This window comes from Saccharothrix longispora (genome assembly GCF_031455225.1).
Taxonomy (GTDB): domain Bacteria; phylum Actinomycetota; class Actinomycetes; order Mycobacteriales; family Pseudonocardiaceae; genus Actinosynnema; species Actinosynnema longispora.
In genome coordinates this window covers 7,463,597-7,483,964 of record NZ_JAVDSG010000001.1, presented here as the reverse complement: position 1 = coordinate 7,483,964, position 20,368 = coordinate 7,463,597, and the positions used below count along the sequence as shown (strand labels likewise).

Below are 20,368 nucleotides of genomic sequence, written 5' to 3'. Positions count from 1 at the left end.
GGCGCGGGGCGCGGCCTACTGGTCCACCAGCCCCACGTCGGGCCGGCCTCCGTCCTCGACGGGGCGGGCTTCGCCGCGCCGGACCACGGCGGCGATCCGCAGTGCTATCTCCCCGATGCCGGATTCGCCGGTCGTGGCCACTTTCACGCGCGTTTGCAGCGGGCTCCACTCGGCGACCTGGTCCTTCGTGACCCGGTGCCACACGGGGAGCATGACCTGCCGCCCCTCGATGTGCCGCACGACCAGCGCCTGGTACTCCGCCTTCGTCCAGCTCTTGTGGAAGAACGACTCCGACACGACGACGACGCTGAACCGGCTGCGCGCGATTCCCCGGTCGATGCACTCCTGGAGCGGATCGCCGAGGTGGAGGTCCAACTCGTCCAGCCACACCGAGACGCCGAGTTCCATGAGCGCCTCGGCCAGCGGTCGGGCGACCTCGTCGGTGTCCTCGCTCGCGTGGGAGATGAACACGTCGCGCCCGGTGTCGCGCCCGCCGTCCTCGCGGGGCGCGTGGTGGACGATCCCCAACCGGCGCTCCGGCTCCAGCACCCTGGTCCGCACCGGCGGCAACTGCTCGGCGCGCCACCGCACGCCGACCGTCGGCCTGCCGGGGTCATAGCCGGTGTCGACCACGAACCGCCAGTTCCCGGACCACGGGACCACCAGGTCGATCGGGGACTCCACGGCGTTGCCGCCGACGTAGGCGTACCGCTTGCCCTTCATCAGGCGCGCGAAGTTGCGGTCGTCGACCAGGCGCACGTTCACCGCCGGGCCCGCCAACGCCACGCGCGCGGCCATTCCGCCGGGTTGCCGGAACGCGTCGGTGCGCCACAGCCGGCTGGGCCTCCCCGCCGCGTACCGGACATCGCTGTTCCCGCGTCCCCACGTCAGGTGCCACTTCGGCGCGGGTCGCGTGAGCGACCACAGCAGCAATGCGGTTTCCACGACGACGATCAGAACCAGGTTCTCGGCTATCCACCCCATTCGCACCGACACCCCTCCGGCGGGCGTCCGCCGCGCCGACATCATCCTGAACGCCGACGAGCACCGTCAAGGAAAAGACGCACACCCGAATTCTGCGGACGATTCACCGGCGACCTGTCGGACGGTCTATTCGACCGCCTATTCGGCGGTCTATTCGGTGGTCTGCTCAGCGGTCCATTCGGCGGCGGGGGCGAGCAGGCCGCCCCGGTACGCGGACGCCTGGAGCTCGAACAGCTCGTGGTAGTGGCCGCGCAGGGCCATCAGCTCCTCGTGCGTGCCCTGCTCGACCACGCGGCCCTGGTCGAGCACGACGATGCGGTCGGCGTTGCGAATGTTCGCCAGGCGGTGCGTGACGAGGATCGTCGTGCGGCTCGCCGTCGCCTCGCGCAGGCCCTCGAAGACGCGGGCCTCGGCCTTGGCGTCCAGGGCGGCCGTCGGCTCGTCGGCCACCAGGACCGCGGCGTCGCGGAACATGCCGCGCGCGATCCCCATGCGCTGCCACTGGCCGCCGGAGAGGTCCTGGCCGTCGTTGAACTGCCGGGACAGCACCGTGTCCGGACCGGCGGGCAGGGTCGCGAGCACCTCGTCGGCCCCGGACTTCACGACCGCCTCCTCGTAGGCGCGCTCGTCGTCGCGCCCCAACCGGCCCACCGTCACGTTGTTCCGCGCGGTCATCGGCCACTGCGCCGGGTCCTGCGCGATCACCGCGATCGACGAGTGCACCGACGTCGGGTCCGCCTCCGCGAGGTCCACGCCGTCCCACCGCACCGCGCCCGACGATGCCGGGTACAGGCCGGTCAGCACCTTGCCCAGGGTCGTCTTGCCGGAGCCGTTCTCGCCGACCAGCGCGATCACCTCGCCCCGCGCCACGGTCAGGTCCACGTCCCGCAGCGCGGGCTTCGGCGCTCCCGGGTAGGTGAACGAGACCCCGTCCAGGGTGATCAGCTCCGGGTCCGCGGGCGCGGTGGTCGGCGAACCGCCCCGCACCCGCCTCCCCTGGGCCCGTTCCGCGCCCTCGACCAGCAGCTTCTTGTAGAAGTCGATGTAGAACGAGTCCTCGTACAGGCTGTTCACGGCGCGGGTCGTGCTCGCCAGCGACGAGAACCCGGTGCGCATGGCGAGCACCGCCGTGCCGGCCAGCGCCAGCTCCATCGCGCCGGTGTGCAGCAGCAGGCCCAGCACGAGGTAGGCGGCGCCCGTGCCGACGCCCGCCAGCGCCCGCCCGACCAGGCCGACCAGGTTCGTGCGGTGCGCCATGCGGATCTCGTCCACGACGAGGCTGTCGGAGATCCGCCGGTGCTCCGCGAGCAGCTGCTCCTGGAGGGTCAGCGCGTGCCGTTCGAGCGCGAAGTCCCGCTCGGTGGCGACCTCCTCGACGACGCCCTTGCGCGTGTTGCGGGTGACCGAGCCGAGGAAGTGCTCGTAGCGCATCTTGGAGGCGCGGGCCGCCGCCCAGGCGTTCGCGAAGGCCGCCAGCAGCAGCGCCGGGGCCAGCCACGGGTTGAGCACCGCGACCGTCACCACCGCCGCGACCAGCGAGATGCCGCCGGACAGCAGCGCGGCCAGGTAGCGGAGGCTGGTCTCCAGCGACCGCACGCCCCGCCGCCCGCCCTGCCGGGCCAGCTCGCGGAAGTCGGCGTCCTCGAACGCCAGCAGCTCGGCCCGCACGAGGACGGCGGTGACCTCGTCGTTGGCGGCTCGCGTGACGCGGGGGCGCAGGCTGCTCTCGACCGCGGACACGGCCGTGTCCAGCAGGGCGCGCACGACGAACGAGCCGATCACGACGGCGAGCGCGGGCAGCGCCTGCACCAGCCGGTCGGGGGTCGGCTCGTCGCGCAGGAGGGCGGAGAACACGTCGGCCGTGGCGAGCAGGCCGAACGCCGTGACGCAGCCCGAGAGGACGTGCACGACGCCCGCGAGGACGGTGAGGCGGGGCGAGGTGCGCCACGCGACGCGCGACACCATCGCCACCGCCGCCGGCAGGCTGCGCAGCGCCTTGCCGAGGCTCACGGACGTCTCGCCGGAGCGCCGGCGCGCCCACCTGGGCGTGGCGACGTTCTCGACGCCGATCAGCGTGGTGCCCGGCACGGCGCTCGGCGCGGTGCCGCTCGGCGTGGCGGTACTGGTGGTGCTCGACCCGGCTGGACCCATCCCACCAGGAAACGCGAACCCCCGTTGTCCGCCAAACGCTTTCGCCGTCGGCGCAGCCGGACGGCCGCGCGGGCCGGTGATCGGCGGTCGCCGGCCCGCGCCGCGTTCACCCGGATCGGGAACCGGTCCCCCGGTCCGTCAGCGCACCATGTCCTTGCGCAGCTCGCGCGGCAGGGCGAAGGCGATCTTCTCGTTCGCCGTCGTGATCTCCTCGACCTGCCCGTAGCCGCGCTCGGCGAGCCACTTCAGCAGGTCCATCACGAGGATGTCCGGCACCGACGCGCCCGACGTCACGCCGACCGTCGTCACGCCCTCCAGCCACGCCTCGTCGACCTCGCGGGCGTAGTCGACCAGGTACGACGCCCGCGCGCCCGCCTGGAGCGCGACCTCGACCAGCCGCACCGAGTTGGACGAGTTCTTCGACCCCACGACCAGCACCAGGTCGCACTCGGGCGCCATCGTCTTCACCGCGGTCTGCCGGTTGGACGTGGCATAGCAGATGTCGTCCGACGGCGGCTCCTGGAGGTCCGGGAACCGGTCCTGGAGCTGCCGCACGCGCACCATGGTCTCGTCGACCGACAGCGTGGTCTGCGACAGCCACACCACCTTGGACGGGTCGCGCACCACGACCTTGTCGACGTCCTCGGCGGTGTCGACCAGCTGGATGTGGGACGGCGCCTCGCCGTAGGTGCCCTCGACCTCCTCGTGGCCCTCGTGGCCGATGAGGAGGATGTCGTAGTCCTCGCGCGCGAACCGCTTGGCCTCGTTGTGGACCTTCGTGACCAGCGGGCACGTGGCGTCGATGGTGCGCAGCGAGCGCTCGGCCGCCTCCTCGTGCACGGCCGGCGACACGCCGTGCGCGGAGAACACCACCAGGGCTCCCTCGGGCACCTGGTCGGTCTCGTCGACGAAGATCGCGCCGCGCGCGGACAGCGTCTCGACGACGTGCTTGTTGTGGACGATCTCCTTGCGCACGTAGACCGGCGCGCCGTACTGCTCCAGCGCCTTCTCGACGGTCACGACGGCGCGGTCCACGCCGGCGCAGTAGCCACGCGGCTTGGCCAGGAGCACTCGCTTGTCCATGACGTCCAGGGTACGGCGTGCCGGATGTGGGCATCCGCCGCCCGACTGCGGCAGGCTGTACGGCATGAAGCCACTGCCGTTGCCCGTCCGCCTCGCCGCGGGACTGGCGGTCACCGCCGTCGAGCAGGCCAGGAAGCTGCCGCAGCAACTCGCGGGGCTGCCGGTCACCGTGGTCAGCGAGGCGTTGCAGCTGTCCATGCGGGTCCAGCAGACGGTGACGGAACTCGCAATCAAGGGTGACGACGCGTTGTCCGTGCTCCGGCCGGTGGACGACGAGCCGGAGTGGGCGACGTTCGACGAGGACGAGCCGGACGACCCCGCCGACGACCTGGGCGGGCCGGACGACGACGGCGACCCGTGGGCGCGGGAGGAGCGGGCGCTGGCCGCCGAGCCGCCCGCCGCGCTGCCGGACTACGACGCGCTGACGCTGCCGCAGCTGCGGGCGAAGCTGCGCTCGCTGACCGCCGAGGAGCTGGAGCAGCTGCTGGCGCACGAGCGCACGCACGCCGCGCGGCCGGAGTTCACCGGGATGCTGACCCGGCGCCTCGCGAACCTGAAGGACCGGTGAGCGACGAGAAGTCCAGTCCCGAGAACCCGTGGCCGGTGCGGACGGTCGCGCGCAAGATCTTCGACTGGATCAACCGGCTCGGCGACGTGTGGGTGGAGGGCCAGGTCACGCAGCTGAGCGCGCGGCCGGGCACGTCGACGGCGTTCCTGACCCTCCGCGACCCGTCGGTGGACATGTCCATGCAGCTCACGGCCCCGGTGGGGCTGGTGCGCGAGCTGGGGCTGACCGAGGGCGGCCGGGTGGTGGTGCACGGCAAGCCCAACTTCTTCCCCAACCGGGGGACGCTGAGCCTGCGCGTGGACGAGATCCGGCAGGTCGGCATCGGCGAGCTGCTGGCCCGCATCGAGCGGCTGCGCAAGCTGCTGAACGCGGAGGGCCTGTTCGACCCGCGGCGCAAGCGGAGGCCGCCGTTCCTGCCGAACAAGATCGGCCTGATCACCGGCCGGGCGTCGGCGGCCGAGCGGGACGTGCTGACGAACGCGCACGCCCGCTGGCCGGGCGCCCGGTTCCGCGTGGTGAACGTGGCCGTGCAGGGCGCGTCGGCGGTGCCGGAGATCCTGACCGCGCTCGCGACCCTGGACCGCGACCCCGAGGTGGACGTGGTGGTGCTGGCGCGCGGCGGCGGCAGCGTCGAGGACCTGCTGCCGTTCTCGGACGAGGCGCTGTGCCGGGCGGTGTCGCAGTGCCGCACGCCGGTGCTGTCGGCGATCGGGCACGAGCCGGACACGCCGCTGGTCGACCACGTGGCGGACGTGCGCTGCTCCACGCCGACCGACGCGGGCAAGCGGGTCGTGCCGGACGTCGCGGAGGAGGCCGAGCGCGTCCGGCAGATGCGCGACCGCAGCCGCCGCGCCTTGCACGGGTGGGTGGACCGGGAGCGGAAGCTGCTGGCCGCGCTGCGCACCCGACCCGCGCTCGCGGACCCGCACGGGCCGCTGGACCGGCGCGCCCAGGAGGTGGACCAGCTGCGCGAGCGGGTCCGCCGGGCGATCCGCAACCGCCTCGACTCGGAGACCGCCGGGCTGGTGGCGACCGCGGCGCGCTTGACGACCCTCGGACCTGCCGCCACGCTGGCCCGCGGGTACGCCGTGGTGCAGCTCGTCACACCCGACGGGGTGGACGGCGTGCTCCGTTCGGCGGCCCAGGCGCCGGCGGGTACCCACCTGCGGGTGCGCGTGGCCGACGGGGCCGTGCACGCGGTCGTCGGCCCCGGTGGCCGGATGGACGGTGGCCGGGTGGAAGGCCCCGGCGGTGGGGTGGAGGAAGGAGGCGGTGGTGCCGAACCCGGCACGTGAGCCCACGTTCCTGCCCTTGACGATGGCCGCCGCGGGCGAGTCCGGCGACGAGGGCGCCCGCGCGGTGCGCGACCGGGCCGAGTCGGCCGACCGGGCCGCGGCCGACTGCTGGCTGTCCCTGGTGGCGGGCTGCACGTCGGGCCGCCAGGCGTTGATCACCAGCCTGCACGACCTGTCCGAGGCGACGTGCGGCTACGCGGGCCTGCGCTGGTGGCTCGGGCACGGCTCGCTGCACCGGCGGCGGGTGTCCGACGCCGAGCACCGCATCGACGACGCGGTGCGCGAGGGCGACGGCGCGGAGTTCGCCGAGGCGTTCATCGGCTACGACCAGGCCGTGGCCACGGTCGTGGTGCACGTCCAGAACCGATTGGGGAAGTCAGTCACGTGAGCGAGCAGGGCTACGAGCAGGCCAGGGACGAACTGGTGGAGGTGGTCCGCCGGTTGGAGGCGGGCGGCCTGTCACTGGAGGAGTCGCTGGCGCTGTGGGAACGCGGCGAGGCCCTGGCGAAGACCTGCGAACAGCGGTTGGCGGGCGCCCGCGAGAGGATCGATCAAGCTCTCAGTGTGACCGAGGAGGACGTCGCTCAGCCCTGACGCGACCCCCGCGACGTGCGAGGATCGGTCTACCGACCGGTAGGCCGAGATCAACCCGCACGAGGGAGCGCCCCATGAGCAGCAGCCCGTCCGAGCGTCGTCGCGAAGCACCGGACCGGAACCTCGCGATGGAACTCGTCCGGGTCACCGAGGCGGCGGCGATGGCCGCCGGGCGCTGGGTGGGCCGCGGTGACAAGAACGCCGGTGACGGCGCGGCGGTGGACGCCATGCGCAAGCTGATCGGCACCGTGTCGATGCGGGGCGTCGTGGTGATCGGCGAGGGCGAGAAGGACGAGGCGCCCATGCTGTTCAACGGCGAGGAGGTCGGCAACGGCGACGGCCCCGACTGCGACGTCGCGGTGGACCCGATCGACGGCACGACGCTGATGGCGAAGGGCATGCCGAACGCGCTGGCGGTGCTGGCGGTGGCCGAGCGGGGCGCGATGTTCGACCCGTCGGCGGTGTTCTACATGGAGAAGCTGGCGACCGGGCCGGAGGCGGCGGACGTCCTCGACATCACCGCGCCGATCGCGGAGAACGTCCGGCGGGTGGCGAAGGCCAAGCACGTCGACGTCTCCGACGTGACCGTGTGCATCCTGGACCGGCCGCGGCACGAGCAGGTCGTGCGGGACGTGCGGGCGGCCGGGGCGCGCATCCACTTCATCTCCGACGGCGACGTGGCGGGCGCGATCTCGGCGGCCCGGCCGAACACGGGCATCGACCTGCTGGTGGGCATCGGCGGCACGCCGGAGGGCATCATCGCGGCGGCGGCGCTGAAGTGCATGGGCGGCGCGATCCAGGCGAGGCTGTGGCCGAAGGACGACGCGGAGCGGCAGCGGGCGCTGGACGCGGGCCACGACCTGGACCAGGTGCTGGCCACGGACGACCTGGTGCGCGGCGACAACGTGTTCTTCTGCGCGACCGGCGTCACCGACGGCGACCTGGTGCGCGGCGTGCACTACCGGGCGGGCGGCTGCACGACCCAGTCGATCGTGATGCGGTCGAAGTCGGGCACGGTGCGGATGATCGACGGCTTCCACCGGTTGGAGAAGCTGCGCGAGTACTCGTCGGTGGACTTCGACGTCCCCCGAGCGGGCGAGGACGCGCTTCCCCCGCTGCCCTGATCGCTGCCGTGAGTGACGGTTCGTGAACGGGATGTCAACGGTCAACCGACCGGGACCGGCCGATCGGCTGTGGTGATCACACGGTGTTCATCCCTACTTTCCCTTTCGTCCCCGAGCACCCTGCGCCGGGGACGGAGAGGAAGTGATGAAGGTTCGTACCCTGTTCACCGCGTTCGCGGTGGCGATCGGCGCGGCCCTCGCGAGCGCGGCCGGGGCGGCGGCGGCCCCGGCGGCGGACGGCGAGGTCACCCCGTTCATCGTCGGCGGCGGCAACGCCACGCAGACCTACTCGTTCATGGTGTCCCTGCAGAGCACCGCGGGTAGCCACTTCTGCGGCGGCTCGCTGATCAAGGCCAACTGGGTCGTCACGGCCAAGCACTGCGTCCAGGGCCGTTCGGCGTCCTCGATCCGGGCCCGCATCGGCACGACCAACCGCACCAGCGGCGGCACCGTCGCGTCGGGTGCCCAGATCGTGAACCACCCGAGCTACGACATCGCGCTCGTGCGCCTGGCCACCTCCGTGAGCCAGACCCCGATCGCGGTGGCGTCGTCCTCGGGCGCCACGGGCACCGCCACCCGCATCATCGGCTGGGGCCAGACCTGCGCCCCGCGCGGTGGTTGCGGCGCGCCGGTGACGCTCCAGGAGCTGAACACGTCCATCGTGGCGGACGGCAACTGCCTGGGGATCTACGGCTCGTACGAGATCTGCACGAACAACCCCAACGGCAACTCGGGCGCCTGCTACGGCGACTCGGGCGGTCCGCAGATCAAGTCGGTCGGCGGCACGTGGCAGCTGATCGGCGCCACCAGCCGCGCGGGCAACAACAGCTCCACCTGCGCCACCGGCCCGTCGATCTACATGGACGTGCCGGCGTTCCGCTCGTGGATCGGCCAGTACGCGGGCGCGGTGTAACCCGCTCGCACCGGAGTTCGAGGGCCGTCCCACCTCCGGGTGGGGCGGCCCTCGCCGATTCGTTGTGAAGCGCACTGCAACGGAGCACGGCGAAAGGGCGTCATCAAGGGCACCAACAGCTACCACACGGGGGTGCGCGATGCGCGCGAAGACACTGGTGACGGCGGCGATCGCGGTCCTGGCCACGATGACGACGGCCTGCGGCGCCGGCGGACCGACGGCCGCCCCGTCCGCGGCCTCGTCCACGTCCGCGCCCACCACCCCGTCCGTCCCACCCGCTCCCCCGGCTCCGTCCACTTCGGACAACCCGGCGCCGTCTGCCCCGCCCGCGCCCGCGGTCACCACGACGCCGGAGCCGCAGCCCGCCCCGGCCCCGCCGGTGACCGTGCCCGGCACGCCGTGCGACATCACCGACGGCGCGTGCGTGCGGCTGTCCACGAACGAGTCCTGGCTGATCAGCGGCGGGGAGGTGAGCTACGGCCCGGTGCCGACGACGTCCGGCCGCCCCGGCTACGAGACGCCCGTGGGCACGTTCCCGGTGCTGTGGCAGGTCCGCGACGACTGGAGCATCCCGTACGACGGCCCGATGCCGTTCTCCACGTACTTCGTGGCCAACGGCATCGCGTTCCACGAGGGCAGCCTCACCGAGCAGTCGCACGGCTGCATCCACCTGTCGCGCGAGGCCGCGTCGACGTACTTCGAGGCGCTCTCCGTTGGCGACCGGGTCCAGGTCACCGCCTGAGCGGTTGAGCCGTTCGCGGGTCGGGTACACGAACGGGTGAGGGAGTGATTCGAGATGAAGAAGACGATCGGCACGACGGCGTTAGCCGCGGCGGCCCTGACCTTCGGCCTCGCGAGTCCCGCTTCCGCGGCGACCGGCACACCCTGTTCCGTGCGGAACGGCGCGTGCGTGCAGCTCTCCACCAACCAGGCCTGGCTGGTCTACGACGGCAGCGCCAGCTACGGCCCCGTCCGGGTGTCCCACGGGATGCCGGGCTACGAGACACCGGTGGGCACCTACCCGGTGCTGCGCAAGGTGAAGGACGACTGGAGCATCCCCTACGACGGTCCGATGCCGAACGCGGTGTACTTCACCACGAGCGGCATCGCGTTCCACCAGGGTGACACGAACACCGGGTCGCACGGCTGCGTCCGCCTGGGCCCGCAGGAGTCCCTGGTGTTCTACGACAACCTGTTCCCGGGCGAGCAGGTCCAGGTCGTCGCGTAGCGGATCGACCCCCGGTGACCGGCCCCCGCGACGGGGGCCGGTCGTCACGCGTCGCCGGGTCGTCACGCGTTGCTGGAGTGGCCGGGGAACAGGTGCGCGTCCGGGTTCAGCAGCACGGCGATGTTGTTGACCGCGGTGGCGGCCTCGCCGAAGCCGGTGGCGATCAGCTTCACCTTGCCGGGGTACTGGGCGACGTCGCCGGCCGCGTAGACGCGGTCCCGCGCGGTGCGCATGGTGGTGTCCACGAGCACCGCCCGGTGGTCCAGCTCCAGGCCCCAGGACTCGATCGGCCCGAGGTCGGCGGTGAAGCCGAGGGCGGCCACGACGGTGTCCGCGGGCAGGGTCTTGCGGTCGCCGCCCTTGAGGCCCAGCTCGACCTCGGCCAGGTGGGGGTCGCCGCGCAGTTCCAGCACCTGGGCGTCGGTGATGATCGGCACGCCGAGGTCGCGGACCTGCCGCACGGTCGGCGGGTGGGCGCGGAAGGTCGCCCGGCGGTGCACGACCGTGACGCTGGAGGCGATCGGGGCCAGCGCGAGCGCCCAGTCGAACGCCGAGTCGCCGCCGCCGACGACCACGACGTCCTGGCCGGTGTGCGCGGCGAGGGCGGGCACGAAGTGCACCACGCCGCGACCCAGCCAGCCGTCGCCGGCGGGCAGCGGGCGGGGCGTGAACTCGCCCATGCCCGCCGTGATGAGCACCGCGCCCGCGCTGACCGTCGCGCCGTCGGCGAGGCCCACGTGCAGGCGGTCGTCCACAGTGGACAGCGTGCGGGCCTGGCGGCCCATGAGGTGGGTGGGGCGCCACTGGTCGGCCTGCTGCACGAGCGCGGCCACCAGGTCGCGCCCGCGCACCGCCGGGAAGCCGGCCACGTCGAAGATCATCTTTTCCGGGTACATCGCGGTGATCTGCCCGCCCGCCTCCGGCAGCGCGTCCACCAGCGCCACGGACAGGTCCCGGAACCCCGCGTAGTAGGCGGCGAACAACCCCGTGGGGCCCGCACCGACGATGAGCAGGTCGACCTCAAGGTCCATGACCACGACCATAGGTGTTCCGCGCCACCGTGCCCAGGGAGGCGCGGCGGTCCAGACTCGGCGGTATGGGTGAACAGGAGTACCGCGTCGAGCACGACACGATGGGCGAGGTCCGGGTGCCGGTCGACGCGCTGTGGCGTGCGCAGACGCAGCGCGCGGTGGAGAACTTCCCGATCTCCGGACGTGGCCTGGAACGCGCGCAGATCCGCGCGCTGGGCCTGCTGAAGGCCGCCGCGGCCCGGGTCAACGAGCGGCTGGGGGTGCTGGAACCCGAAGTCGCGGCGGCCGTCGCCGCGGCCGCCGACGAGGTGGCCGCCGGCGAGCACGACGCCCACTTCCCGGTCGACGTGTTCCAGACCGGGTCCGGCACGTCGTCGAACATGAACGCCAACGAGGTGATCGCCACCCTCGCCAGCCGGGCGCTCGGCCGCGAGGTGCACCCGAACGACCACGTCAACGCCTCGCAGTCGTCCAACGACACGTTCCCGACGACGGTGCGCGTGGCGGCGACCGAGGCCGTGGCGACCGACGTGGTCCCGGCGCTGGAGCACCTGGCGTCGGTGCTGGAGGCCCGGGCGGCGGACTGGACGTCGCTGGTCAAGTCCGGTCGCACGCACCTGATGGACGCGGTGCCCGTGACGCTCGGCCAGGAGGTCGGCGCGTGGGCGACGCAGGTGCGCAACGGCGTCGAGCGCTTGACCTCGTCGCTCCCCCGCCTGGCGGAGCTGCCGATCGGCGGCACGGCCGTGGGCAGCGGCCTGAACGCGCCCGCCGGGTTCGGCGCGGCCGTGTCGGCGGAGCTGGCGGCGGCGACCGGCCTGCCGCTGACCGAGGCGCGCGACCACTTCGAGGCGCAGGCCACGCAGGACGGCGTGGTGGAGATCTCCGGTCAGCTCCGCGCGACCGCCGTGAGCCTGTTCAAGATCGCCAACGACCTGCGCTGGCTGGGGTCCGGTCCGCGCGCGGGCCTCGGCGAGCTGGCGCTGCCCGACCTCCAGCCGGGGTCGTCGATCATGCCGGGCAAGGTCAACCCGGTGATCCCGGAGGCGACCATGATGGTGGTCGCCCAGGTCATCGGCAACGACGCGACCGTGGCGTTCGCCGGGTCGCAGGGCAACTTCCAGCTCAACGTCATGCTGCCGGTGATCGCGCGCAACGTCCTGGAGTCGTCCCGCCTGCTGGCCGCCGTGGCCCGCCTGCTGGCCGACAAGGTCCTGGTGGGCGCCGAACCCCAGGTCGAGCGGATGCGCGAGTACGCCGAGTCGTCGCCGTCGATCGTCACCCCGCTCAACCGCTACCTGGGGTACGAGGAGGCGGCGTCCATCGCGAAGCAGTCGCTGCGCGAGCGCAAGACCATCCGCGAGGTGGTCCTGGAACGCGGCCACGTCCCCGCCAAGCTGACCGAGTCCCAACTGGACGAGGCCCTGGACGTCCTCCGCATGGCCACCCCCCACTGACCCGGGAGTCCCCCCAGGTCGCGAGAGTCCAACCCCCAGGTCGCGAGACTTGAGCGTTGGACTCTCGCGACCTGGGGGTTGGACTCTCGCGGTTGACCGGTGGGAGGCGGGACGACGGGGGATCATGTGGGGGTGTTGTTCAGCGAAGTCGTCGAGACGTCCGCCTCGGTCGGGGCCACGCGGTCGCGGTTGGCCAAGGTGGAGGCGCTGGCCGGGGTGCTGCGCCGGATGACCGCACCCGCCGTCGTGTCGTTCCTGGTCGGGGTGCCGAGCCAGGGGCGCATCGGTGCGGGGTGGCGCACGGTGCTCGACCTGGACGTGCCGCCGGCCGCCCGGCCGGGGCTGAGCGTGTCCGATGTGGACGACGCGCTCGGGGCCTACGCGGCCATCGGGGGGAAGGGCGCGGCGGCGCGGCGGGTCGAGGTGTTGCGCGCGCTGTTCTCCCGCGCCACGGCCGCCGAGCAGGACTTCCTCAAGCGCCTGCTCACCGGCGAACTGCGGCAGGGCGCGCTGGAGGGCGTGATGCTGGACGCCGTCGCCAAGGCCGCCGGGGTGCCGGGCGAGCTGGTGCGGCGGGCGTTCATGCTGTCCGGCCGGCTGCCGGAGACGGCGGTGGCCGCGATGACCGGCGAGGCGGCGCTGGCCGCGTTCCGGCTGGAGGTGGGCCGCCCGGTCCGCCCGATGCTCGCCTCCCCCGCCGAGTCGCTGCACGACGCGCTGGCCGAGCTGGGCGACTGCGTGGTCGAGCACAAGCTCGACGGGGCGCGCATCCAGGTCCACCGCGACGGCGACGACGTGCGGATCTTCACCCGCACCCTGCGCGAGATCACGAGGACCGTCCCCGAGTTGGTCGAGCTGGTGCGCGGCCTGCCGTGCACGTCGGTCGTGCTGGACGGCGAGACGCTGGCCCTGACCGACGACGGCAAGCCGCGCCCGTTCCAGGAGACGATGAGCCGCTTCGGCGCCCTGCTCGACGCCGCCTCCGCGAGGAGGAGCACGTCGGCGGGGGACGTCCGGGAGCTGCTGCTCAGCCCGTTCTTCTTCGACTGCCTGCACCTCGACGGCGTCGACCTGCTGGACGAGCCGCTGCGCGACCGGCTGGCGGCGCTGCGCCGGGTGGCGGGCGACCACGTCGTCCCGGGCGCGGTGGGACCGGACGAGGCGACGGCCGCCGGGGTGCAGGCGCAGGCCCTGGCCGCCGGGCACGAGGGCGTGGTGGTCAAATCCCTCGATTCGGTGTACGCGGCGGGCCGGCGCGGCCGGGCGTGGCAGAAGGTCAAGCCGGTGCACACGCTCGACCTGGTGGTGATCGGCGTCGAGTGGGGCAGCGGCCGGCGCGAGGGCCTGCTGTCGAACCTGCACCTGGGCGCGCGCGACCCCGACGGCGGCCCGCCGGTCATGGTCGGCAAGACGTTCAAGGGCCTCACGGACGAGCTGCTCAGGTGGCAGACCCGCGAACTCCTCGACCGCGCCACCGACCGGGGCGGGTGGGGCGTCGTGGTCCGGCCCGACCTGGTCGTCGAGATCGAACTGGACGGCGTCCAGGTCAGTCCCCGCTACCCGGGCGGCGTGGCGCTGCGGTTCGCCCGCGTCCTGCGCTACCGCCCGGACAAGGACGCGGGCGAGGCCGACGCGATCGACTCCGTGCGTGCGCTGCTGCCCGGCGCACCGGGCCCGCTGTAGTGCGGACTTGGCGGAAAGCACAGGACGGGACCCCGTACCGGGGTGCGCGTTCGTGCTCGCCACCAGGGCGGTTCCGCCGCCGGAGAAGTATCGTCGAAGTCTTGTGCGATTCATCGAAGGGCATCGGCCCAGCTACGACCTGACCTATGACGACGTCTTCCTCGTGCCCGGCCGGTCGGCCGTGGACTCGCGGTTCGGCGTCGACCTGTCGACCCCGGACGGCACGGGGGCGACGATCCCGATCGTGGTCGCGAACATGACCGCGGTGGCGGGACGGCGGATGGCGGAGACGGTCGCCCGGCGGGGCGGCCTGGTCGTGCTGCCCCAGGACGTGGAACCGCAGGCGGTCGGGGAGATCGTCGGGTGGGTCAAGGAGCGGCACCCGGTGTGGGACACGCCGCTCACGCTCGGCCCGGACGACTCGGTCGCCGACGCGGTGAACCTGCTGCACAAGCGCGCCCACGGGGCCGTGGTGGTCGTGGACGGCGACGGCCGGCCGGTGGGCGTCGTGGACGAGGCGGGCTGCGCCGGGGTCGACCGGTTCACCCGGCTGCGGGACGTGGCCGACGAACCGCTCGTCACCCTGCCGCTGGACACCGCGCCGCGCGAGGTGTTCGACCGGCTCGGCGGCGGCACGCAGCGGGTCGCCCTGGGCGTGGACGGCGAGGGCCGGCTCGCGGGTGTCATGACCGGGCTGGGCGCGCTGCGCGCCGAGGTGTACGCGCCGGCGCTGGACGCGGGCGGCCGGCTGCGGGTGGCGGCCGCGATCGGCGTCAACGGCGACGTGACGGCGAAGGCCGAGCAGCTGCTGGCGGCGGGCGTGGACGTGCTGGTGGTGGACACCGCGCACGGCCACCAGGAGAAGATGCTCGCCGCGCTGAAGGCGGTCCGCGAGGCCCGGCCGGCCGTGCCGGTGGTGGCGGGCAACGTGGTGACCGCCGAGGGCGTGCGGGACCTGGTCGAGGCGGGCGCGGACATCGTGAAGGTCGGTGTCGGGCCGGGCGCGATGTGCACGACGCGGATGATGACGGGGGTGGGCCGGCCGCAGTTCTCGGCGGTCGCGGAGTGCGCGGCCGAGGCGCGGCGGCTCGGCAGGCACGTGTGGGCCGACGGCGGCGTGCGGCACCCCCGGGACGTGGCCCTCGCCCTGGCGGCGGGTGCGGCGAGCGTCATGGTCGGGTCGTGGTTCGCGGGCACCTACGAGTCGCCCGGCGACCTCCAGCGCGACGAGCAGGGCCGGCTCTACAAGGAGTCGTTCGGCATGGCGTCGAAGCGGGCGGTGAGCGCGCGGACCCGCGCGGACGGCGCGTTCGACCGGGCCAAGAAGGGCCTGTTCGAGGAGGGCATCTCGACGTCGCGGATGCGGCTCGACCCGGTCCGCCCCGGCGTGGAGGACCTGCTGGACTCGATCACGGCGGGTGTCCGCTCGGCCTGCACGTACGCGGGCGCGCAGACCGTGGAGGAGTTCCACGAGCGGGCCGTGCTGGGCGTCCAGAGCGCGGCGGGCTTCGCCGAGGGACGGCCCCTGCCCGCCGGTTGGTGACTCCTCCCGGACTCGAAGGGGCTCCCGCCCGCGCCCACCGACTACGGGCGGACGGGGTGCCAGCGGGAGGGGCCTCCCCGGTGGGAGGCCCCTCCGCGGGTCAGGACGCGTAGTCCTCCAGCATCTCGGTCACCAGCGCCGCGATCGGCGAGCGCTCCGACCGGGTCAGCGTGACGTGCGCGAACAGCGGGTGCCCCTTCAGCTTCTCGATCACCGCCGCCACGCCGTCGTGCCGCCCGACGCGCAGGTTGTCGCGCTGCGCGACGTCGTGGGTGAGCACGACCCGCGAGTTGGAGCCCAGCCGCGACAGCACGGTGAGCAGCACGTTGCGCTCCAGCGACTGCGCCTCGTCGACGATCACGAACGAGTCGTGCAGCGACCGGCCCCGGATGTGGGTCAGCGGCAGCACCTCCAGCATGCCGCGGTCCATGATCTCCTCGACCACGTCCTGGCTGACCAGCGCGCCGAGGGTGTCGAACACCGCCTGCGCCCACGGCTGCATCTTCTCGCTCTCGGAACCGGGCAGGTAGCCCAGCTCCTGGCCGCCCACCGCGTACAGCGGGCGGAACACCACGACCTTGCGGTGCTGGCGGCGCTCCATGACCGCCTCCAGGCCCGCGCACAGCGCGAGCGCCGACTTGCCGGTGCCGGCCCGTCCGCCCAGCGAGACGATGCCGACCTCGGTGTCGAGCAGCAGGTCCAGCGCCACGCGCTGCTCCGCGGACCGGCCGTGCAGGCCGAACGCCTCGCGGTCGCCGCGCACCAGCCTGACCTGCTTGTCCGCCGTGACCCGGCCCAGCGCGGACGACGTGCCGGCGAGCATCCGCAGGCCGCTGTGGCACGGCATCTCGGCCACGGGGGCGAGGTCGTGCAGCGCCGGGTCGATGACGCCCTCCCGGTAGAGGGCGTCCACCACGGACTGGTCGACGTCCACGTCGGACATCCCCGAGTAGCCCGACAGCGTGACGTCGTGCGCCCGGTACTCCTCCGCGGCGAGGCCGACGGCACCGGCCTTGACGCGCAGCGGCATGTCCTTGGTGACCAGCGTGACGTTGTCGCCGTCGGCCGCGAGGTTGAGGGCGCAGGCCAGTATGCGCGCGTCGTTGGAGTCCGTGCGGAAACCCGCGGGCAGCACCTCCGGGTCGGAGTGGTTGAGCTCGACGCGCAGGGTGCCGCCGTGCTCGCCGATCGGCACCGGGTTGTCCAGGCGGCCGTGCTGGAGCCGCAGGTCGTCGAGCAGGCGCAGCGCTTCCCGGGCGAACCAGCCGAGCTCGGGGTGGTGCCGCTTGCCCTCCAGCTCGCTGATCACCACGAGCGGCAGCACGACCTCGTGCTCCGCGAACCGCGTGGTGGCCAGGGGGTCGGAGAGCAGCACGGACGTGTCCACCACGTACGTGTTGGTCGTGGGCGCGCCACGGCGCCGAGAAGTGCTGCGCGGTGAGCCTGAGGAACGGCTCGCGGGTCGTCGTGCGTTCACGGCAACTCCCTCACGAACGCGGCACCCGCGTCCGCTCCTCGCTGGGCCAGGCACCACCCCGATCGACCGGCGCGCCGTCACGCTCTGGCGCACCGACCACGAGGGCCGGGTGCCGGCCCCCTCGCGCTTACCGCCACGATCAGGGCCTCCCTGCGCGGTCCGCAGTGGACGCGTCCCGCCAATCCGGAAGTTACCTCCGCAGGTCCCCCTTGTGCAGGCAGCCACACAGGTGATTCGCCCATTCGTCACCTGGTCGCAAAGCGGGGTAAAGATGGCCACAACGGGTGCTTGCGTGCGCACGGAAACGGTCACCTCGGCGCAACACGGCCTCGTCCACGCAGCTCAGGGGCCTTTCGGCCGTCCCGGGAAGGCGGTCACGCAGGGTCGCGGGGCAGCCAGGGGACGCTGTCGCCGATCTCCTCCCGGAGGGTGCTCGGCACGAGCGGTTCGTCGAGGAGCCTCGAATACCGGTCACCGAGGGTGTCCGCCGGGGGCCGCAGGTCGAGCCACGCCCGGATCAGGCGCACGCCCTCGACGTACGTGGTGGTGTACGCCCGCCACAGCGGGTCGGCGAGGAACCGCAGCATGTGCCGGGCGCGCCGCTCGGGGACCAGCAGCCAGCGGCGCAGGAAGTCGACCACGTCGTCGGGGTGGGCGCGCCGGTCGTGCAGCATCAGCGCGGCGTCCTGGCGCACGGTGAGCAGCCCGGACAGCGCGTTCTCCACGCGCTCGGTCAGCTCGCCGTCCATCCGCAGGCCCAGGTCGCCGACGATCGCCTCGGTCCAGCGGCCCCAGCCCGCGCCGACCACGGCGTGCAGGCCCAGCTCGGCCATGCCCTCGGACATCAGGCACTGCGGCGTGTTGATCAGGAAGATCGACTGCTCGGCGTGGCCGCGCTCGCCGACCAGGCCGACCTCCTTGCGGCAGTGCTCGGTGTGGTGGCCGGGGTAGGACTCGTGCGCCACGAGGTGCGGCAGGTTGGACGTGCGGTGGCCGAGGTCGGCGTTGATCGCCACCCGCGAGCGGAAGTTCCCCAGGTAGTAGTTGAACCCGCTCCACGGCTTGTCGGTGACGACCTCGTACTCGACGACCTCGTGCGCGGGCAGCCCGTACCGCTGCCGGACGCGGTCGCGCAGCGCGCTGGACAGGGCGTGCACGGTGGCCTCCAGCTTGCGCGGCGGCACCTCGTCCAGGGCCCGGTGGTCGGCCAGCCGCTCGACCAGCGGGCCGCCGCCGGGCAGCAGCGCGTCCAGCTCGGCGTGGGCGCGGCGGTAGGTGTCCGGGTGGCCGGGGCGCACGTCGACCTGGAAGTACGCCCGGACCTCCTCCACGAACGGCACGCGCGCCCCGGCGAGCTTGCGGGCCGTGCAGGCGAGCGCGACCAGGTGGGCGTCGAGGAAGCTGCGCCGCTGCTCCGACAGGTCGTCGGCGCCGGCCAGTTCCCGGCGCAGGAGCAGCGCCCGGTCCGCCAACCCGGCCGGGTGCGGTCGGTGCTCGTTGTCGACCTGGCGGCGCAGCGCGCGGTCGCCCGTGAAGGCGTCGACCAGTCCGGGCACCAGCTTCCCGAGCCTCAGCCCGAGCACCTGGTACTCCCGCACGATCCGATCGCCGTCCACGAACTGGAGACCCTACGAGATGGCGCCCCGGTTTACCACACGACCGCAGAACAGGGTGAATTGTCGTCCGGAAAACACCTCAACGGGGGACAACGGCGATCACGCAATCACACAATGGTGGCACCAGCGCCCACCCGGTACCGAATGTTCGGTAGTTTGCCCGCGACGAACCCGTTACGGGCTTCTCAACAGCGCTGAACAATGGGGAAACCCACGAAGAGGAGAGTGCAAGTGCTGAAGAAGGCAAGCACCGTCGCCGCAGTCGTGGCCGGGCTCATGATGCTCGGCTCTCCCGCGTTCGCCGTGGCCGGCGAACCCGACGAGCACAGCTTCCACCCGGGCGACGGCGGCAACGTCGCCATCGGCGAGCTGGACGCCGCCTACGAGGAGGGCGAGGAGGGTGATGTGGCCGACCAGTTCGGCGCCATCAACTTCGGCAACGACTCCGACCTGCTGAGCCAGCTGAACGTCTGCAACCTCGAGGTCAACGTCATCGCGGTGCCGGTGCTGTCGCAGAACGACCACCCGAACCTGTGCGTGAACGCCGACAACGACGACAACGACACCGAAGTGGCCGCGGGCGAGTAGGAACCGTCACCTCGACGCCGCACCGGGAGCGGTGGTCCGCACAAGCGGACCACCGCTCCTCTGCGTCCGCGGCCGGATCGGCGGCCCCGCCCAGGTCGGCGACCGTTTCCGCGGGCCGCCCGCCGCCGCCGAGCACCGGTCCATTCCGGCTCCACACCTGGGTGAAATGTGACGCCACTCGCCGCCGGCGCGCAATACCTTCCCTTTTCGACGACCGCCGCACGCCCACCGGTCATGCGCGTTGAGTGACTTCGGCAGACGCGCTCCCCGGTCGACGGGGTGCACGAGCGCCGAGGAAAACACCATCCCTCGGACAGCTCTGCACAAAGAGTGCCGAACACCTCGCCGATCACCCCTCCGGGGTAACGCGATCGAGAAGAAGCACATCCAGGAAATAACGATGCGCGGCACTGCGAAGGCGTAACCGATACCCGGCGCCGGACAGCCGGCAAACGAACAGAAAAATAATTCACACGATGGTGTTAGCAGACTGGCATCAGCGCCGGAAACCGGTAAATTATCGCTGCGAGGGCATCACCGCCTGAGCCGCCAGATTCCCCGAACCAAATGCTCGACAGGGACACGGGGGTCACCACAAATTCCCATCAGAGGAGTGTGTTCCACATGTTGAAGAAGGCAGGCGTCATCGCCATGGCCGCTGCGGGTCTCGTGATGCTGGGCTCCCCGGCTTTCGCGTCGCCGGGTCACGAGGACAACTGGGGCGGCAACTACGCCATCGGCGAGGTCGAGGCCTACTACGAGGAGGGCGAGGAGGGCGACGTGGCCGACCAGATCGGCCTCATCAACTTCGGCAACGACTCCGACCTGCTGAGCAACCTCAACGTCTGCAACATCGAGGTCAACGTCATCGCGGTGCCGATCCTCTCGCAGAACGACGAGAACCTCTGCATCAACACCGACAACGACGACAACGACACCGAGGTCGCGCACGGCGGCCACGGCGGCCACTGAGCCGACGGCCACCGAGCCGCGCTGAAGTCGCGAAGGGCGGCACTCCCCCGGGGGTGCCGCC

19 protein-coding genes are annotated in these 20,368 nt (G+C 72.5%); 13 read left to right on the top strand and 6 right to left on the bottom strand.

The window, feature by feature from the left end:
• Positions 1 to 15: 15 nt before the first annotated feature.
• The 3 genes from J2S66_RS32665 to J2S66_RS32655 all read right to left on the bottom strand — a co-directional run bounded on the left by J2S66_RS32665 (position 16) and on the right by J2S66_RS32655 (position 4,218).
• The gene (locus tag J2S66_RS32665) at positions 16 to 945 is read right to left on the bottom strand and encodes a DUF1883 domain-containing protein (RefSeq protein ID WP_310312278.1); all 930 of its coding nucleotides are present in this window, start codon (positions 943 to 945) and stop codon (positions 16 to 18) included.
• Positions 946 to 1,134: 189 nt separating this feature from the next.
• Positions 1,135 to 3,135, bottom strand: a complete 2,001-nt coding sequence (locus tag J2S66_RS32660; RefSeq protein WP_310312275.1) for an ABC transporter ATP-binding protein — start codon at positions 3,133 to 3,135, stop codon at positions 1,135 to 1,137.
• Between the two features lie 138 nt (positions 3,136 to 3,273).
• Positions 3,274 to 4,218: a 4-hydroxy-3-methylbut-2-enyl diphosphate reductase gene (locus J2S66_RS32655; RefSeq protein ID WP_306745866.1), complete on the bottom strand. Its 945-nt coding sequence runs from the start codon at positions 4,216 to 4,218 to the stop codon at positions 3,274 to 3,276.
• Between the two features lie 64 nt (positions 4,219 to 4,282).
• Between J2S66_RS32655 and J2S66_RS32650 the strand changes: the two genes are divergently transcribed.
• The 8 genes from J2S66_RS32650 (at position 4,283) to J2S66_RS32615 (ending at position 9,940) form a co-directional block, all read left to right on the top strand.
• Complete coding sequence (locus J2S66_RS32650) at positions 4,283 to 4,786, top strand: lipid droplet-associated protein (protein WP_310312273.1); 504 nt, start codon at positions 4,283 to 4,285, stop codon at positions 4,784 to 4,786.
• A complete protein-coding gene (gene xseA / locus J2S66_RS32645) occupies positions 4,783 to 6,081 on the top strand; it encodes an exodeoxyribonuclease VII large subunit (RefSeq protein WP_310312270.1) in 1,299 nt (432 codons plus the stop codon). The genes J2S66_RS32650 and xseA overlap by 4 nt, the downstream gene beginning before the upstream one ends.
• Positions 6,062 to 6,469, top strand: coding sequence for a sugar ABC transporter substrate-binding protein (locus tag J2S66_RS32640; protein ID WP_310312267.1), 408 nt, complete (start codon positions 6,062 to 6,064; stop codon positions 6,467 to 6,469). The genes xseA and J2S66_RS32640 overlap by 20 nt, the downstream gene beginning before the upstream one ends.
• Positions 6,466 to 6,675, top strand: coding sequence for an exodeoxyribonuclease VII small subunit (locus J2S66_RS32635; RefSeq protein ID WP_306745862.1), 210 nt, complete (start codon positions 6,466 to 6,468; stop codon positions 6,673 to 6,675). The genes J2S66_RS32640 and J2S66_RS32635 overlap by 4 nt, the downstream gene beginning before the upstream one ends.
• A 74-nt stretch (positions 6,676 to 6,749) precedes the next feature.
• Positions 6,750 to 7,799 (top strand): class II fructose-bisphosphatase, encoded by a 1,050-nt coding sequence (gene glpX / locus J2S66_RS32630; RefSeq protein WP_310312263.1) that lies wholly within the window; start codon positions 6,750 to 6,752, stop codon positions 7,797 to 7,799.
• Positions 7,800 to 7,944: 145 nt separating this feature from the next.
• Positions 7,945 to 8,712, top strand: a complete 768-nt coding sequence (locus tag J2S66_RS32625) for a S1 family peptidase (protein WP_310312260.1) — start codon at positions 7,945 to 7,947, stop codon at positions 8,710 to 8,712.
• Positions 8,713 to 8,851: 139 nt separating this feature from the next.
• Positions 8,852 to 9,454 (top strand): L,D-transpeptidase, encoded by a 603-nt coding sequence (locus J2S66_RS32620; RefSeq protein ID WP_310312258.1) that lies wholly within the window; start codon positions 8,852 to 8,854, stop codon positions 9,452 to 9,454.
• A gap of 54 nt (positions 9,455 to 9,508) precedes the next feature.
• A complete protein-coding gene (locus J2S66_RS32615; RefSeq protein ID WP_306745858.1) occupies positions 9,509 to 9,940 on the top strand; it encodes a L,D-transpeptidase in 432 nt (143 codons plus the stop codon).
• A 62-nt stretch (positions 9,941 to 10,002) separates the two neighbouring features.
• Here the strand turns inward: J2S66_RS32615 and J2S66_RS32610 are convergent, their stop codons facing one another.
• Positions 10,003 to 10,971, bottom strand: coding sequence for an NAD(P)/FAD-dependent oxidoreductase (locus J2S66_RS32610; protein ID WP_310312252.1), 969 nt, complete (start codon positions 10,969 to 10,971; stop codon positions 10,003 to 10,005).
• Positions 10,972 to 11,036: 65 nt separating this feature from the next.
• Here J2S66_RS32610 and J2S66_RS32605 point away from each other — a divergent pair, with 65 nt between their 5' ends.
• The 3 genes from J2S66_RS32605 (at position 11,037) to J2S66_RS32595 (ending at position 15,654) form a co-directional block, all read left to right on the top strand.
• A complete protein-coding gene (locus tag J2S66_RS32605; protein WP_310312249.1) occupies positions 11,037 to 12,428 on the top strand; it encodes a class II fumarate hydratase in 1,392 nt (463 codons plus the stop codon).
• A 132-nt stretch (positions 12,429 to 12,560) separates the two neighbouring features.
• Positions 12,561 to 14,111, top strand: coding sequence for an ATP-dependent DNA ligase (locus J2S66_RS32600; RefSeq protein WP_310312246.1), 1,551 nt, complete (start codon positions 12,561 to 12,563; stop codon positions 14,109 to 14,111).
• Positions 14,112 to 14,214: 103 nt separating this feature from the next.
• Positions 14,215 to 15,654 (top strand): GuaB1 family IMP dehydrogenase-related protein, encoded by a 1,440-nt coding sequence (locus tag J2S66_RS32595; RefSeq protein WP_310312243.1) that lies wholly within the window; start codon positions 14,215 to 14,217, stop codon positions 15,652 to 15,654.
• Positions 15,655 to 15,754: 100 nt separating this feature from the next.
• On the opposite strand, the gene phoH2 is transcribed toward J2S66_RS32595, so the two are convergent.
• A complete protein-coding gene (gene phoH2 / locus J2S66_RS32590) occupies positions 15,755 to 17,044 on the bottom strand; it encodes an RNA 5'-3' helicase PhoH2 (protein ID WP_310312240.1) in 1,290 nt (429 codons plus the stop codon).
• Between the two features lie 461 nt (positions 17,045 to 17,505).
• Positions 17,506 to 18,747, bottom strand: coding sequence for a DUF885 domain-containing protein (locus tag J2S66_RS32585; RefSeq protein ID WP_310312238.1), 1,242 nt, complete (start codon positions 18,745 to 18,747; stop codon positions 17,506 to 17,508).
• A gap of 231 nt (positions 18,748 to 18,978) precedes the next feature.
• Here J2S66_RS32585 and J2S66_RS32580 point away from each other — a divergent pair, with 231 nt between their 5' ends.
• Together J2S66_RS32580 and J2S66_RS32575 are read left to right on the top strand one after the other, a co-directional pair.
• The gene (locus tag J2S66_RS32580) at positions 18,979 to 19,335 is read left to right on the top strand and encodes a hypothetical protein (protein ID WP_310312235.1); all 357 of its coding nucleotides are present in this window, start codon (positions 18,979 to 18,981) and stop codon (positions 19,333 to 19,335) included.
• A 624-nt stretch (positions 19,336 to 19,959) separates the two neighbouring features.
• A complete protein-coding gene (locus J2S66_RS32575) occupies positions 19,960 to 20,307 on the top strand; it encodes a hypothetical protein (protein WP_310312234.1) in 348 nt (115 codons plus the stop codon).
• Positions 20,308 to 20,368: the final 61 nt, after the last annotated feature.